This window comes from Cytobacillus kochii, from assembly GCF_020171845.1.
In the GTDB taxonomy this organism is placed as follows: Bacteria; Bacillota; Bacilli; order Bacillales; family Cytobacillaceae; genus Cytobacillus; species Cytobacillus kochii.
On record NZ_JAIVAM010000012.1, the window covers coordinates 50789 to 66676 of the forward strand.

General features: G+C 37.1%; 10 protein-coding genes. All 10 read right to left on the reverse strand.

What is annotated here, in order from left to right:
• Window positions 1–61: 61 nt before the first annotated feature.
• The 10 genes from LCM23_RS19225 to LCM23_RS19270 all read right to left on the reverse strand — a co-directional run bounded on the left by LCM23_RS19225 (window position 62) and on the right by LCM23_RS19270 (window position 15883).
• Entirely contained in the window at window positions 62–745 is a 684-nt protein-coding gene (locus tag LCM23_RS19225) for a 4'-phosphopantetheinyl transferase family protein (RefSeq protein ID WP_224938375.1), read from the reverse strand.
• A 20-nt stretch (window positions 746–765) separates the two neighbouring features.
• On the reverse strand, window positions 766–2154 hold the full coding sequence (locus LCM23_RS19230) for a DHA2 family efflux MFS transporter permease subunit (RefSeq protein ID WP_224938376.1): 1389 nt from the start codon (window positions 2152–2154) through the stop codon (window positions 766–768).
• Window positions 2154–2366 carry an MbtH family protein gene (locus LCM23_RS19235; RefSeq protein WP_224938377.1) on the reverse strand — a complete coding sequence of 71 codons (213 nt, stop codon included), beginning with the start codon at window positions 2364–2366 and terminating at the stop codon, window positions 2154–2156. The genes LCM23_RS19230 and LCM23_RS19235 overlap by 1 nt, the downstream gene beginning before the upstream one ends.
• Window positions 2363–9469 carry an amino acid adenylation domain-containing protein gene (locus LCM23_RS19240; RefSeq protein ID WP_224938378.1) on the reverse strand — a complete coding sequence of 2369 codons (7107 nt, stop codon included), beginning with the start codon at window positions 9467–9469 and terminating at the stop codon, window positions 2363–2365. Before LCM23_RS19240 ends, LCM23_RS19235 begins: the two co-directional genes overlap by 4 nt.
• Before the next feature lie 15 nt (window positions 9470–9484).
• Window positions 9485–10369, reverse strand: a complete 885-nt coding sequence (locus LCM23_RS19245) for an isochorismatase (protein ID WP_224938379.1) — start codon at window positions 10367–10369, stop codon at window positions 9485–9487.
• A gap of 15 nt (window positions 10370–10384) precedes the next feature.
• Window positions 10385–12001: a (2,3-dihydroxybenzoyl)adenylate synthase gene (locus LCM23_RS19250; protein WP_224938380.1), complete on the reverse strand. Its 1617-nt coding sequence runs from the start codon at window positions 11999–12001 to the stop codon at window positions 10385–10387.
• A gap of 20 nt (window positions 12002–12021) precedes the next feature.
• Window positions 12022–13182, reverse strand: coding sequence for an isochorismate synthase (locus LCM23_RS19255; RefSeq protein WP_224938381.1), 1161 nt, complete (start codon window positions 13180–13182; stop codon window positions 12022–12024).
• 21 nt (window positions 13183–13203) lie between these two features.
• Window positions 13204–13977: a 2,3-dihydro-2,3-dihydroxybenzoate dehydrogenase gene (locus LCM23_RS19260; RefSeq protein WP_224938382.1), complete on the reverse strand. Its 774-nt coding sequence runs from the start codon at window positions 13975–13977 to the stop codon at window positions 13204–13206.
• A 442-nt stretch (window positions 13978–14419) separates the two neighbouring features.
• Window positions 14420–15649, reverse strand: coding sequence for a Zn-dependent hydrolase (locus LCM23_RS19265; protein ID WP_224938383.1), 1230 nt, complete (start codon window positions 15647–15649; stop codon window positions 14420–14422).
• A gap of 21 nt (window positions 15650–15670) precedes the next feature.
• Window positions 15671–15883 (reverse strand): hypothetical protein, encoded by a 213-nt coding sequence (locus LCM23_RS19270; protein WP_095373056.1) that lies wholly within the window; start codon window positions 15881–15883, stop codon window positions 15671–15673.
• Window positions 15884–15888 lie beyond the last annotated feature (5 nt).

The following is a 15888-nucleotide window of genomic DNA, read 5'->3' on the forward strand; positions in this document are numbered from 1 at the left end:
GCAAGATTTCTTTATGCATTCCGTCACATAAGTGATGCTCGTAAAATGAAAACCCAGCGCTTTATACTGTTTGTGCGCTGGATTTGATAATTTCTTCAAATGTGACAAGTTTTAGATGTTGAGGAAGCTTTTCCTCTGTAGACAATGTGCAAAGTGATAAGCTATATTGTTTCAGGAGGTTATAAACCTTTACTTTTCCCCCTGGGTACCGTTTTTCTTGATGGTTGACCTCGAATTCACTCCGATTTTTTTCTTCCATTTCTATTTCTTGGAGATCTACAAGTAAACCCGTACCGATGGCTTTTAAATAGCTTTCTTTTATCGTCCAACGATTAAAAAAATCTTTCGCTCCCATACACTCTTCTTCCTCTCGAAACAATAGGGAGTGTAACTCTGGCTTTGGTTTAGTTATTTTTTCTAAATCTATCCCAACCATTCCATCAGTTCCAACGGCACAAACACACCAATCACCTGAATGAGACAAGCTAAAAGGGGGAAAAGGGTCCGCGTTCAAAAAAGGTTTACCGTATTTGCTGAATTGGAGCTTAGTAAAATCAACTTTAGGTAACTTCTTCATAAGTATTTTCCTTAATAATAGATAACCTACTAACGTACGATATGCATCTTCTATTCTTCTATAACGGTGGATTTGTATTTTTTTTAATGGTGGTAAATAGTCGCTATAATGATGTAAAGTTACCTCTGAATGTACTTGCGGTAATCGACAAGCAAAAACTTCAAGCATACCTTCCCCTCCTTCTTATACTAGCTTGCTTTTTTCATTTTTGGTGAAGTTGACTTAATGGCAGTTTGACTATTGATCGCAAACAAGCACGCGGCGAGTAGAAGCATAGCACAAAAAATAATTGCCACTTGATATAATTGCTCATTTCCGATTGAAAACATGCTGATAATCAAAGAAATACTCACAATTCCCATTGCTGCACCTAAACGGTTCTGCACATTAAATAATGTGGTTGCTTGTGACATTTTTTCTTTATTAATATGATGGAATGCCGTATACTGCATGGCAATCACGGCATGCCCTAACGTCAGTCCAATTCCAAATAAACAAATTTGTAAACCGATGATAGAACCAGTAGGGCCTATCCAACTGATGAGTAGGAAAAAGACACTGGATAATAAGAATCCATAAACGATCACACGATAAACGCCGAGAAGTTTTAATGTCAAGGGCATTACTCTTGATGCCACCATTAAACCAATCGCTTCAATAAAAATAGTTAATCCACTTTTTAATGGTGATGCACCAGTTGTATATTGATACATAATCGGGAACAAATACAAGAAACCTTGTAAGCCTGCCGCTCCAAGAAAGGAGAGCATGCTTATTCGTTTAAATGTCTTTTCCTCCAATAATTTTAAGTTCAATAATGGTTGATCTGCTTTTAATGCATGAAAAACATATGTAACAATCATTATTAGCCCAATCATCCCAAAAACGATTATTGGCAGACTCATTCCTGCTGTTAGTCGATTCAACGTATACATAAATAATGGAAAACCAATCACCAGTAATAATAAACCTTTAACATCTAGCTTTTTACCCATATACTCATGTTTTTCCTGTAAAAATAGTGCACCGATTATAACGATGAACAAGCCAATCGGAATATTAATTAAGAAGATCCACTGCCACGGTAAATAAGTCACGATTACTCCACCAATTATCGGACCAAGGGCAGGTGCAATGGCAATAGGAATGACGAAAGACCGCGACAGTTTCGGACGTTCTTCAATTGAAAACGTCCGAAAGATCATCGCCATGCCTATAGGGGCAAACAAGCCGCCTCCTAATCCTTGCAGAAACCGTGCAATGTTTAACATCGAAACTGAATCTGCTAAAGCACACATATAAGAAGCGAATGTAAAAACGAGTGAGCTAACCATAAACATCTTTTTACTTCCAAAACGATCACCTAAATACCCTGCACAAGGTAAAATCATGCTAACCCCAACAAGATACCAGACAGTCAATCCACTTAACTGAGCGGATGTTACGCCCAGTTCAGCAGCAATCGAAGGAAGGGCAACATAGACGATTGTTCCGTCTAATGCCGCCATAAACATAGCTAGTATATACACTGTACATAATGCTCTTCTTTGGTATTTCACTTTTTTATCCATTGTCATTAGAGTGATAGACTTTCCTTCTCTTTTTCATTTGGAAGTAGACTTTCCCAATGCTCTTCAATATATTGATGGCAGCTTGAAAGGGTAGTTTCCCCCCAAACCACTTGCCAACCTGTTGGTACATCAATATAACTTGGCCATAATGAATACTGCCCTATATTATTCATTAAAACTAAATACATAGAATCTTTTTGATCAAATGGGTTACTCATGTTTGTAGACTCCCTTCTAAATGCTTGTTTTCAATTAAACACTTTAACTCTCTTGCGATTCCTTCGCCTATTTCTGCTAAAGGCTCTGGTTGACACATATCTTTATGACGGCAAGCAATATCATATTGTCTCATCCTGCCATGGACATATGGTAACCATCTCGCTGGATCATCATTTTTAAACCACTCTGGAACAATTGTTGACTTGAAGAAAATCATATCCCCCTCATATACTTCTGGATCATATTCTGACATGATACGAACGGAATTTTGATAGGTTTCTTTAAGATTTTCGATTGTTTCTTCATCCAATGATGCAAGTACACTCCCCTTTTCCTGAAGTAATTCTTTAACCGATTGTATTGTTAATTGATCGCCTTTCACTTCTTGAGGATCATAGCCCCCAAGTGCTAGCATCGCAATTAACGCATCATCTTCTGCTTCTTCTTCATTCATAGAAATGAAATGTCCTGGATAGGAATCCATCATGACTAAAAACTCAATTTTCTCTCCCTGCTTTTGTAATTCAACTGCCATTGCATGAACAACGTTACCTCCTAACGACCAGCCAAGTAAGCGATACGGACCTTTTGGTTGAACAGAACGAATCTCTTGGATATAATCCTTCGCCATTTCAACTAAACTTGTAGGTTTATTTTCCTTCTCTTTAATCCCTTTTGCTTGGAGGCCATAGATAGGAAATCGACTATCTAGTTTCGACATCAATCCAGCATAGCACCAGCTTAAACCACCTGCAGGATGCACACAGAATAATGGCGTCTCACTTCCTGTTTTTCGTAAACCCAATAATGACTGTAATGAAGCGCCTTCTTCTGCATCACCTTCAATCACTTTTGCGAGTTGGGCAGCAGTTGGTGCTTCAAATAACACACCAATACCTAACTCTTTGCCGAATGTTGATTCTATTTTTTTCATTAATTGAACTGCTAATAACGAATGTCCTCCTAAGTCAAAGAAACTATCATCAATACTTACTTCAGTTAAATGTAGGGTTTCAGCAAATAACTGCGTAAGTATTTCTTCTTGTGGAGTTCTAGGTAGATGCCTATCTCCCTGCATTGTCTCCATCTCTGGTTTCGGGAGAGCTTTCATATCTAATTTCCCATGGTTCGTTAACGGGATATCATCTGTTCTAACGAAGTGATTCGGAACCATATATTTAGGCAATCTCGTTTGTAAAAATTGTCTCAGTTCTTTGTAATCAATCTCATTATGAGAGATGAAATAGCTAACCAATTGCTTATCACCATGCATCGTTAGTACTGTTGTTACAGCTTGTTTAATAGCAGGATACTGAAGAAGTGCTGCATTTACTTCACCTAACTCGATGCGGAAACCACGAATTTTCACTTGATGATCAGAGCGACCAATATAGTCAAGTGAACCATCTTCAGTCCATTTTGCTAAATCTCCCGTTTTATACATTCGACTTCCTGCTGATCCATATGGATTAGCGACAAATCTCTCCGCTGTCAGTGCTGGTTGATTTAAATAACCATGAGCGAGTCCATCCCCAGTTACATACATTTCTCCTATGACACCTTTAGGAACAGGTTGAAGGTAATCATCTAATATATACACACCTAAATCAGGGATACCTTCACCAATTAAACTACTAGCAGATTGTCGAATTATGTCTTTCGTTAATTCTAAGTAACTGACATGAACGGTTGTTTCTGTAATACCGTACATGTTAATAAGCTTTGTTTTTGACATCGCATGCAAGTTATACCAACTTTCCAATCTTGGTAGTTCCAACGCCTCTCCACCAAAAATGATATATCTGATTCGCAACATATCCGATAAATCAATTCTTTCTTTTTCAGCTTCCATTAATTGATAGAATGCAGAAGGTGTTTGATTTAATACAGTCACTCGTTCTTTAACTAATAATTGTAGAAAAGCTTGTGGGTTTCTAGTCGTCTCGTAAGGGACAATAACTAGTTTTCCACCAAATAATAATGCGCCCCATATCTCCCAAACAGAGAAATCAAAAGCATACGAATGGAAAAGTGTCCAAACATCATCATGATCAAAAGAAAACCATCGATTCGTTGAGGCAAACAGTCGTACCACATTGCTATGTGGAACTAGCACACCTTTCGGCTTACCGGTAGAACCTGATGTATAAATAATATAAGCTGGTGAACTAGGATATATCTCATTCCCCTCAACTTCTTCTAAGTTAGAAGAATCATACAATGTCAATGTTTGGTGTAATTGTAGATCAAACACAATTTGATTCCCGTTTTCTACCTGTTTTTTATCAGTAATCATCATAACCGCACCAGCATCACGATGGATATATTGTTTGCGATCTTCGGGGTAATCCGGATCTATTGGTACGTAGGCTGCACCGGCTTTCAATACTGCTAAAATACTTGTAATTAACTCCAAGGAGCGTGGTAATGAAATGGTGATAAAATCATTTGCTTTTACACCCTTATCTATTAACAATCTAGCAAGCTGATTTGCCCTTTCATTTAGTTGTTGATAACTGATTGATGTCTCATCATATGTTACCGCTATTTCATTACGGTATTGTTCTACCATTTGTTCAAAGTTATGAACGATATGTTCTTGTTTCGTCGTTACTTTCTTCGATTGTAGATGTAATAACTCATTTTTTTCTGTGTCTATTAGAATTGGTAACTTTCCAACAGATTGATTCGGCGTAGCAATGATTGAACTTAAGAGAGTCAACCATTGCTGCAATAATTGTTGGATTTGTTCATGCTTATAAAGGTCTTTTCTATATTCAATCGCACCTTCCAATGTATCTTGATTAGATCCTTGCCAAAATTCAAAAGTTAAATCAAATTTCGCTGTGTTCGTACCGTTAATATGAATTTCAGCATCCACTCCCTCTACTTTAAATGAGGGTTGTGGTGTGTTTTGCATAATAATCATTGATTGGAATAATGGATGAACTTTATTCGAACGGGTTGGGTTAATCGCCTCTACCACTCTATCAAACGGTGTGTCTTGCTGATCATAAATACTCATATTTTGTTTCTTCACGCGATGTAGTAACTGTAAAAATGATGGGTTGCCTGAAACATCTGTACGTAGAACTATTGTATTAACAAAGAAGCCAACGATTGCTTGTAATGACGGCTCATCCCTCCCAGCTACTGGTGTACCAAATGGAATATCATCTCCAGCGCCTAAACGATGATACAGTGTTGCTAATGCTGATTGTAGAACCATAAACAACGTAACATCTTCACCTTTTGCTAACTGATTGAGTTGTCGATAAAGGTTTTTGTCCAGCTCAAAAGTCAATCGTCCACCTTCAACCATTCTTTTCTCTGGTCTTTCAACCCCATATGGTAATGGGATGGCCTCAGGTATGTGGGCTAATTGTTTTTTCCAAAAGGCAAGCTTTTCCTCCATATCATGCACTAACATTTCCTGTTGCCAGAAGGCATAATCACCATACTGAATAGGTAATGAAGATAAAACTGGCTGATCGCCCTTAACAAGGGTCTCATAAGCAGTTGATACATCTTCCATAAATGGTGCAATCGACCACCCATCAGCGAATAGATGGTGATAAACAATACATAATATATTCTCTTCTTTATTTATTCTAAATAGATAGCTATGCCAACCTAATTCATTTTCCCAATCGATTGGCATTTTGATCGCTTCATCTATCTCATGATTGAGCTCATTTCGATTAATCGTTTTTTCATAGTATTTCAATGTTGCTTCATCTGCTGATAATACCCTTTGATATACTTCACCATCTTTTGTTTCTATGACAGTTCTCAACGCTTCATGCTTTTTCATTACCTCAACTAAAGATTCGTATAAAGCTTCCGTTCGGAGTGTACCTTTCAACTTGACTACCACAGGAATATAATAAGTAGAAGCCACATTTTCAGTTTGTTCGATAAACCATAATCTTTTTTGTTCATGACTCATTGGAGCATACTGATCTCTCTTATATGGCTTTAACTTTCTACCTTCAAACTTGTTGTCTGCTTGTTCTTTCACTTGTTCAACAATAAATTGGATCGTTGGGTTTTGATAAAATGCTGAGAATGATAAACTTAGACCGAATTCCTCACGGAGTTTACCAAGTAATTGGGAAGCAAGTAATGAATGACCACCAAGGGCAAAGAACGAATCGGTTTCGCGTATTTCATTCAACATTAATATTTGTTGGAAAATATTATAAACATCCTTCTGCAAAGGAGTCCAACATTCGTCACCTGTATAGCTTGCGTTACTTTCCAGCGGATTAGGTAATTCACGCAAATTTAACTTTCCATTAAGCGTCAATGGGAATGCGTCCAAATACATGAAGAAACTAGGAATCATATAATCTGGCAAAAAACCACTTAAGTATGAATTGAAATCTTCACTTGTTTTCTTCACGCTCTCAGCCGCTATTATATAAGCAGTAATACGTTGATCTCCCGGTTGATCTTCCCTCACAATCACTTTACAACTTTTCACATTAGGGTGTGCTAACAAGTGATGCTCGATCTCGCCTAATTCCATCCGATGACCACGGACCTTTACTTGATCATCACTACGTTTCACATAATGAAGTTTCCCTGAAAGATCTCTTATGCCAATATCACCTGTTCGATACATTCTTTGACCGTTTTCAGTAAATGGATTAGCCACAAACCTTGAAGAGGTGAGCGCTGGCTTACGATAGTAACCGTATGTAACAGCCTCTCCCGCAATATAGATTTCACCTGGTCTTCCCGGAGCAACTAGTTGCAGGTTTTCATCCAAAATGTAAATTTCTGTGCCTGAAAGGGCGTCTCCAAGTGGTGGTGAAGTAAAACCATCAACTGACGTTAATTCATAATGTGTAGACCAAATTGTCGTTTCAGTTGGCCCGTAAACATGATGCACTTCTCGACATAACGTTTGCATTTGCTTTGCTGTATGTGAAGGAAGTTTCTCTCCCCCAACTAATACTTTGACTTTCTTTAATTCTTCAGTTACAAATGGTAGGATCATTTGCCAATGTGTCGGTGTTGCTTGAACCGCACTAATCTGCTTTTCTTTCAATTCTTTGACAATACTTGGCGGATCAGAAATGACCGCATTCTTAGCGATAACACATGTGCCCCCAACCGTGATGGGTAAAATCAATTCTAAAATTGAAATATCAAACGAAATCGTCGTTAAAGCATAAAAGCGATCCATATGGTTTAATTGTAAATGCTTATTCATTGCCGATAAGAAATAAGAAAGTGACTTTGCAGATACGAGAACACCTTTTGGATTACCAGTTGAACCTGATGTATAAATCATATACGCAGGATCTCCACTATTTACGAGCGGTAGCAAAGTCTCACTTTCAGCCTTTATAACATCGATGTTCATAAGATACGGTTGGAAGCTTTTTGGTAGTTTCTGCTTCCCTTCTGTATCAGTAAGAATCAGTTGTGTTTGACTATCTTTTAACATATAGTTGAGTCTACTCTCAGGATAATCGATATCCATTGGCACATAGGCACCGCCAGCTTTCCAAACAGACAATATGGCAACCAAAATATTGGCAGAACGGCTTACAGCTATCCCCGCAATAAAGGGGGAATTGTACCCCGTGCTAATCATTTCTCTTGCTAATGCTGAAGTCATCTTATCTAGCTTTTCATATGTCCATATTTCTCCACTATATTCTAATGCTGGATGCTGAGGATATTTCTTTACCATTTCCTTGAATTGAATAAGCGGATGAACGCTTTCAGCTGTCTCATACCCTAAATCTTTTCGCATCAATGCGTTTTCTTCATCTAATAATAAATTAATCTTCCAAATAGGTTGCCCGCCATCAATACTTGGTAACCTCTTTAGCCAATGGATAATTCTACTTGCATGTTGCTCTACTTCCAATTGCTGAAACTTCGTACCATTTGCTTCAATATCTACTCTTAGACTGCCATCTCTATCTTGCTCAAACATATTCATATTCATTAAATCAATTGGACCGGTGGCTAATTTATAAGTAGTGGCAGCGACATCGCCAAAAATCGGTTGATACGTAAACGGCATAATATTTACTTGAAAAGAGTTCAAAAAACTACTCTGGCCAATGGTTCCTAAATCTCTTTGTAATTGTTCTTGACGATAATGTTGATGTTTACTATTTTCGCTCGTTTCATTTACAACATCTTTCACCAGACTCATAAAAGTTGAATCAATAGAAAATGATAGCAGTAAGGGTAGAATATTCATTGTTGTTGCTGGAATATTCATCGCAACTGTTGAACGATTCATCATTGGTAATGTTAATAAACTCTTGCGATCCCCCGTTATCTTATATTGATAAACCCCCATAGCTGCGATCACGAGATGTGGCCACGCGATTTTCCATTCTTTTGCCTTGTTTTTTATCTTTTGAAACTCTGTGGCTGTTAATTTTTTAGCAATTTTTATCGTAGATGTTGCCTCAGAAGATTGAAGCTCATTCTGAGACAATGAAACGTCGTGTGTGACTCCTTTATATTTTTCCTTCCAATATTTTTGATCTTCCATATATAACGAAGATTCTTTATACTTTTTCTCTTCTTCAATTAATAGAGACAATGGTTTAAAAGCAGGTTCTGGCTCAAACTTTTCTTTTAGATATGCTGAATAAGTACTTGCCACTTTGTTTGTTATTAATGAAAATCCTAATGCATCACAAGCAATATGATGTATTTTTTGATACCAAAGATATTCATCACTTGCTATTTTAAAGAGAATTTGCTTATAAATCGGACCTTTTTTCAAATCAATTGACAGGGATAAGTCATCATTCATGAGATCAATAGCCGTTTGCTTAGGAGTCTTCATTAGACTCACATCGATATATTGAACAGGCACTTCATTCGGTTTTTGAAGAACTTGATATAATTTTCCATCCTCTTCAAAAAAGGTAATGTGGAGGCTGTCTGCTTCTTGAACAGTACTTTTTATACTTTCTATTAATAACGACACGTTTATTCGCCCGTTTATTTCAACATATTCGCCAGTATTATAAGCTGTCTTTTTTTCATCTAATTCATGAGCGTACCAAATACCTTCTTGGGCATCTGTTGCTTGCAGTTTAGTTGCTTCACTGATCATTCCATGCTCCTCCTTTTAAGAATAGACTTCGTCTGTTTGTGGAAACATTTCATACCAAGCTTGTAGGGTTGGATTTGATGCCATTTTCATAAAGTTTACATCTGCTCCTTCAGCTCGCCATTCTTCTACTAACGTCATCATCCTAATGGAGTCTAATCCTAAGCTCACTAAGTCATCATCATCCTTGATTTCACTAGGGGAGATATCTAGTATCTCTGCTACTTTTGCCTTTATTTCACTGTGCGTACGATTAGATGCGTTTTTTTCTGATAAATCATGAAGTAGTGCTTCTGTTAATAAAACCTTCCCACATCTAGTTGCTGTATAATTTAATGCCTGTACATGTTCCTCATAAGAGAAATCAGCTACCGCATCGGCAATTAGAAATGGTTGGATATCATACATAAATGCTTCCATTGCCGTAGCTAAACAACCTATATGTGCGTACACACCACATATAATAAGTTGATCACGACCATCTTCCTTCATACGATCAAGTAAATTTGATTTCTTAAAAGCACTATATCTCCATTTTGTTTGAATCGTATCATTGTCTGTTGGTGCCAACTCAGGTACAATACCTGTTTGTGCTTCATCTTCCGTTAGTCCTGGCCCCCAAAAATCGGTCAATAAGGCACGATCTTCATCTTTTTGATTACCTGGTTGTGCCGTATAGACAATCGGGATATTTTGACTTTGGCAATAGGCTTTTACACGAGCAATCTTTTCAATCACTCCCTCAATCAATTGAGAACCATTCTCATAATAGTTGATAAAATAATTTTGCATATCATGAATAAGCAGTACTGCGCGCTTATTATCAAGCTGCCAATCTACTTTATTTTTTGGTAAACTATTTGCCTCAGGTAATGGATAGGTTTTGATTTTTGGTATTGACATAGGGAATCTCTCCTTTTATATTTTAGTAGCTAATTTGTCTTGGATGATTTCTCTCAAGCTTTTTTTACTTACTTTTCCAAGTGGTGTTTGTGGAAACTCATGTACAAATTCAAAACGGTCAGGTATCTTAAATGCGGCAATTCCTTTTAATTGTAGAAACGACTTCAAAGCTTGACCTGTCAACTGTGCGTTTTGCGAGATAATAAATGCACAAGATCTTTCACCAAGGAATGCATCTGGCATACTGACAATTGCTGCATCTAATACATCTTCATGTGAGAGCAAATAATTCTCAACCTCTTCAGCAGCAATCTTTTCTCCACCACGATTAATTTGGTCCTTATCTCTTCCTTCTACGATTAAATAACCATCTTCCGTTTGTTTAACAATATCTCCTGTCCGATAAAAGCCATCATGAGTAAATGCTTTTTCGTTATGAGTCTCTGCATTGTAATAGGCAATTATCGTGTAAGGACCTCTTACTTGTAAATGGCCCGTATCACCAATGGCAACAGACTGATCCTCTTCATCTACAATACGAATCTCATCAAATTCAGACATTGGTCTCCCTTGTGTATAAACGTTTTTCTCATCTGCATCATTTAATCTCGTATAATTAACCAAGCCCTCAGCCATGCCAAAAACTTGTTGTAGTGAACAGCCAAAACTAGGTCCCACCTTTTTCGCTACTTCGGCACTACATTTTGCCCCACCTACTTGAATCACCTCTAAGCTAGTAAGATCATAATCTCTTGTCTTCTTTGCCTCAATCCAAATAATTGCGAGCGGAGGAACGAGTGAAGTAAAGTTGATTTTTTCTTTTTCGATTAGTGGAAATGCCGTATCTGGACTAGGGTCGGGACTTAAAATGATGCACCCACCAGCATATAAGACACCAAAAACACCAGGTGAACTCATCGTGAAGTTATGTGCTACTGGTAATACAGCAAGATATTTCGTCCTTTCACTTAATTCACAGATTTCTACACTTTTGCGAACACTATATAAATACTCATCATGTGTTCTCGGAATTAACTTAGGCAACCCAGTACTTCCACCAGATAATTGGAAAAATGCTAAATCGCTACCCGTAATATTTGGTAGATCCACAGACTCTTCAGACATTAGTGCTTCAACGTTTAAAAACTCCTGCTCATCTCCTGCGACAATAATATGTTGTAATGTATTAACTTTTCCTTTCACTTCTCTGGCCATCTTCACATAATCATGTCTATCAAAAACATCAGGTATCACATAAGCAACGGCTTTTGTATGTTCGCAAAAGTAAGTAATTTCTGTTTGTCGATGCAATGGCAAAGAGAAAATAGGGAGAGCCCCAATACGGAATAACGCAAAACAAACTTCAAAAAAGGTAATGGTATTGGTGAGTTGCAATACTACTCGATCTTGCTTTTTTATCCCAAGATGTATGAATCCATGGGCTAAGCGATTGGCTCTATCATCTAACTCTTCATACGTGACTTTACGATTTCCTTCAATGAGCGCAATGGATGTCGGTGTGAATGTTGCCATTCTTTCTAATACTTCCCCAAAAGTTTCACCAGTCCAGCAACCATTTGAGCGATATTTTGTTGCCACTTCATCTGGCCACGGTGTATATCCTTGTAACATTTACAACTCTCCTTTATGAATTATTCAATACCTAATGCACTTAACATCGTTTTTAATTTTGCGGCCGTTTCATCACATTCTTCTTGTGGTACTGATTGAGCAACAATTCCTGCTCCAGCAAATAACTTCATTTTTCGTTGACTCAGTTCTGCACATCTAATTGAAATCGCCCACTCTCCATCACCGTTTCTTTTACTATAACCAATCATCCCTGTAAAATAATGACGATTATATGGCTCGAGTTCATTCAACAATTGAAAAGCATTAACTGCTGGTGTCCCACAAATAGCTGGTGTCGGATGAATACTCTCGGCTAATTGAACAGATGAAACGCTTTCGTCATACAACTCCCCTTCTATTTTTGTTGAAAGATGCCACATCGTTTTTGTAGAAATAACAGAAGGTCGAGCGGGAACAGTTAGTGTTCGACAATATGGTTTAAGATTTCTTTCAATCGCTTCAACGACAAGGCGATGTTCATATAAATCTTTTTCAGAGCAACTTAATTCTTGGGCCATTTTTTTATCATCCTCTTCGTTTGCCATCCTCGGCCTTGAACCTGCTAAAGGATTGGTAATCACTTTTCCTCCCTCTTTTTTAATCAGCAATTCCGGGCTAGATCCTATCAACGTACTTTTTTCATCTGATAAATGAACCGCAAAATTAAATTTATCTTCATTATCTGCTAATAAATTCTGTAAAACATAACGAATATTCACGTCTTTACTAAACTCAATTTGCATTAAACGGCCTAAAACAACCTTTTTAAGCTCTGCATTTTTTATTCTTGCTACAGCCTTTTCGACCATCATCATATATTCCTGTGGTTGTGGATGAAAATTCACCTTATTAGGTAACGGGAGTCTATTTCCTTCTTGATATCTTGTACTAGTTAACGGTTTCTCCAACATTACTTCTTTAGGGATATATAAGGTTGCTACATCCTTTTGATCCAAAGGAAAAGCAGCTATCATCAGATCATGATGTCCATATGTCCGGGGACACTTCTGCCAAAGTAAATCCACTCGTTCGCTAAAGGATTTTCCTTCCTGTTCTTCCGTATGTAATTTAACTTCCTTTCCCTTTGCTAAAATATGTTTCGTGGGAAAACCAAGGAAACTATCGCCATTATTATATAAATCCGCCATTTTATTGACGCTTTTTTCTTGTAATATCGCCATTAATATCCACCTCTTTTTTCGTCATTGTGCACCTAAGCTCGCTCCACCATCTATCACAATATTATTCATAGTGATATGACTTGCCTGATCTGAAACGAGGTAAAGAATCGAATCAACAATATTTTCCGGAGTGGCTATTCTTTGTAATGGAATACCTACGCGATATTCTTCTTGAACACCCTTAATTCCTTGCTCAATAGCACCGTCCTTCCAGAAGTCTCTTTGCATATCTGTGTCAGTGGCACCTGGTGAGACAATATTGCAACGTATATTGTATTTTGCAAGCTCTAACCCTAAACATCTTGTAAACATGAGAGAAGCAGCTTTTGATGCACAATACGCTGACATAGATGTTCTCGGTACAGATGCTGCGTTTGAACTAACTGTAACAATTGCCCCAGATTGCTTGGTAATCATCACTTTACTCACCTCATGGGATAGATAAAATACCCCATTTGTATTAATGGAAAAAGTATGTTCCCATTCATCCATTGTCATAGATTGAATCGGGTTTACTGAGATCACACCAGCAACATTGACAAGAATATCAATCGTTTTATATTTTTCTATTACTAGTTGTATCGTATCTGTTACATGTGCTTTATTTGATACATCACAGATGTAGCCTTCAAATGTATGATCCCAGTTTGATAACTCTTCCGATAATTGGTTTAGTTTTTCTGCTTCGATATCTAAGCCAACCACTTGGCAACCTTCAGAACAGAGACGCTTGACTAAAGCGGCACCCATTCCTTTTGCTGCACCTGAGATGACTGCAACTTTTCCTTTAAGCATCTTAACACCCTTTCTCAACAGATAATCATTCTCAATTAAAATAAAAAAAGAAAGCGTTCATTTCTTTCTTACATGGTTAGAAAAAAATTACACTTTTAATGATAATGATTCTCATTATCACATCACAATATTAACAATAGTACAGATTCCTAATATTCGTCAAGGAGGAAAAAAATCCTATTTCTATGAAATCGAATGGTTTTTTATCGAATCGAATGGTTTGGAATGGAAAATTAAGGATTGAATGACGATCGATTGAACCAAAAAATTTTATAAATGTAGGAAAAGTTATTTAAATATCTATAGTAAAAAATACAGGTGGCTTTTTGGGAATTCATTCATTTTTCTTTTAAAAAACCTTTATTTTCTAATAAATTCCAGATAAAAAAGAAACGAACTCTAAGTGAATGTCACTGTTAAGTTCGTTTCTTTGTTCATTCATTTATTTTACAAGTTCCAATACAGCCTCTAACATTACATTGACACCTGCTGCACAATCGTCATATGGAGTAAATTCATCTTCACTATGGCTTTTTCCATTTATACTAGGTACAAATAACATAGCAGTAGGAATCATACTTGCGATAAACTGAGCATCATGCCCTGCACCACTAGCCATTTTTTTATATGGTAATCTCTGTTCTTTTGTCACATTTTCTAGTAATTGAACCATTTCATTATCAAAATGGACGGTCGAGCGATCCCAGAGTTTTTCAATGAATACAGAACATCCTTCACTATTTACGGTTTCTTGTACTTTTTTTATTTTTTCTTCTACAATTGCTGTTACTTCAGGTTCCTTATGCCTTGCTTCAATCGTAAAAATCACTTCATTTGGAATAACCGTATGAACATTAGGAGAAACATCTAGTCTTCCCATAGTAAATACGAGGTCATCTGGTAAACTACTTAATTCATTTCTAATATCTTGAATAAAGTTATTGGTTGTAAATAGTGCATCTTTTCGTAAATGCATAGGCGTCGTGCCCGCATGATTAGAGTCACCTACGATTTTAATTTCATAACAGACCATCCCTACTACACAGTCAACTACACCAATCTTCAACTCTTCATGCTGAAGAACCGGTCCTTGTTCAATATGTAGCTCTAAAAAGGCATGCGCTTCTTTTAATCTATTGGCCTCAGAGCCATTGAAACCGATCTTCGCCAACTCTTCTTTAAAGACCTTGCCATCAGCATCTTTTTTGTTCAACATCTTTTCACTATCAAACTTTCCACTTAAAACTCCGGAGGACATCATTGAAGGTTCAAATCTAGCACCTTCTTCATTCGTAAAATTAACTAACATAATAGGAATCTTAGGTGTAATATTATTGTCAACAAGTGTTCTCACAATTTCTAAACCTGTAATTACCCCTAAAACACCGTCGAAACGACCTCCGCATTTTACTGAATCAAGGTGGGAACCGATGACCACCGGTGGACGCTCTTCTAAACCTGGTAAAAGAGCATACATATTACCCATATCATCAATTTTCACTTCCATTTTCAGTGCTTCACAGCAGGTTTTAAAATATTCTCGTGCTAAGCGATCTTCTTCTGATAGAGCTAACCTTGTTACACCATTATTCTCTGTCCTACCAAAATTCGCGAAATGTTCAATCGTTTCTGTTAATCTCTCACTATTAATCCTTACTTTTTGTTTCTCCAAAATGTCATCTCCTTCAACAACTTATTTACGATTAATTAAATGGACAGAAAAATACTTGCGTGCATCAGCTGTTAATATGTGTAACGTTTCAGAGTAAATCGTTGAACCTGTAATTCTCTCAAACTCCACAAAGGCACCACTTAAATTCTCTGTAATGCTTTTAATTGTATAACCGTTATTTAACAGGACATCAATGCTTGTTTTTTCTTTCATATATTCAATATGCTCAGACATTTGAC

What these genes read in the sequence shown, in the direction of transcription:
- LCM23_RS19225 (WP_224938375.1), bottom strand. Translation starts at nt 745, where the DNA reads ATGCTTGAAGTTTTTGCTTGTCGATTACCGCAAGTACATTCAGAGGTA.
- LCM23_RS19230 (WP_224938376.1), bottom strand. Translation starts at nt 2,154, where the DNA reads ATGACAATGGATAAAAAAGTGAAATACCAAAGAAGAGCATTATGTACA.
- LCM23_RS19235 (WP_224938377.1), bottom strand. Translation starts at nt 2,366, where the DNA reads ATGAGTAACCCATTTGATCAAAAAGATTCTATGTATTTAGTTTTAATG.
- LCM23_RS19240 (WP_224938378.1), bottom strand. Translation starts at nt 9,469, where the DNA reads ATGATCAGTGAAGCAACTAAACTGCAAGCAACAGATGCCCAAGAAGGT.
- LCM23_RS19245 (WP_224938379.1), bottom strand. Translation starts at nt 10,369, where the DNA reads ATGTCAATACCAAAAATCAAAACCTATCCATTACCTGAGGCAAATAGT.
- LCM23_RS19250 (WP_224938380.1), bottom strand. Translation starts at nt 12,001, where the DNA reads ATGTTACAAGGATATACACCGTGGCCAGATGAAGTGGCAACAAAATAT.
- LCM23_RS19255 (WP_224938381.1), bottom strand. Translation starts at nt 13,182, where the DNA reads ATGGCGATATTACAAGAAAAAAGCGTCAATAAAATGGCGGATTTATAT.
- LCM23_RS19260 (WP_224938382.1), bottom strand. Translation starts at nt 13,977, where the DNA reads ATGCTTAAAGGAAAAGTTGCAGTCATCTCAGGTGCAGCAAAAGGAATG.
- LCM23_RS19270 (WP_095373056.1), bottom strand. Translation starts at nt 15,883, where the DNA reads ATGTCTGAGCATATTGAATATATGAAAGAAAAAACAAGCATTGATGTC.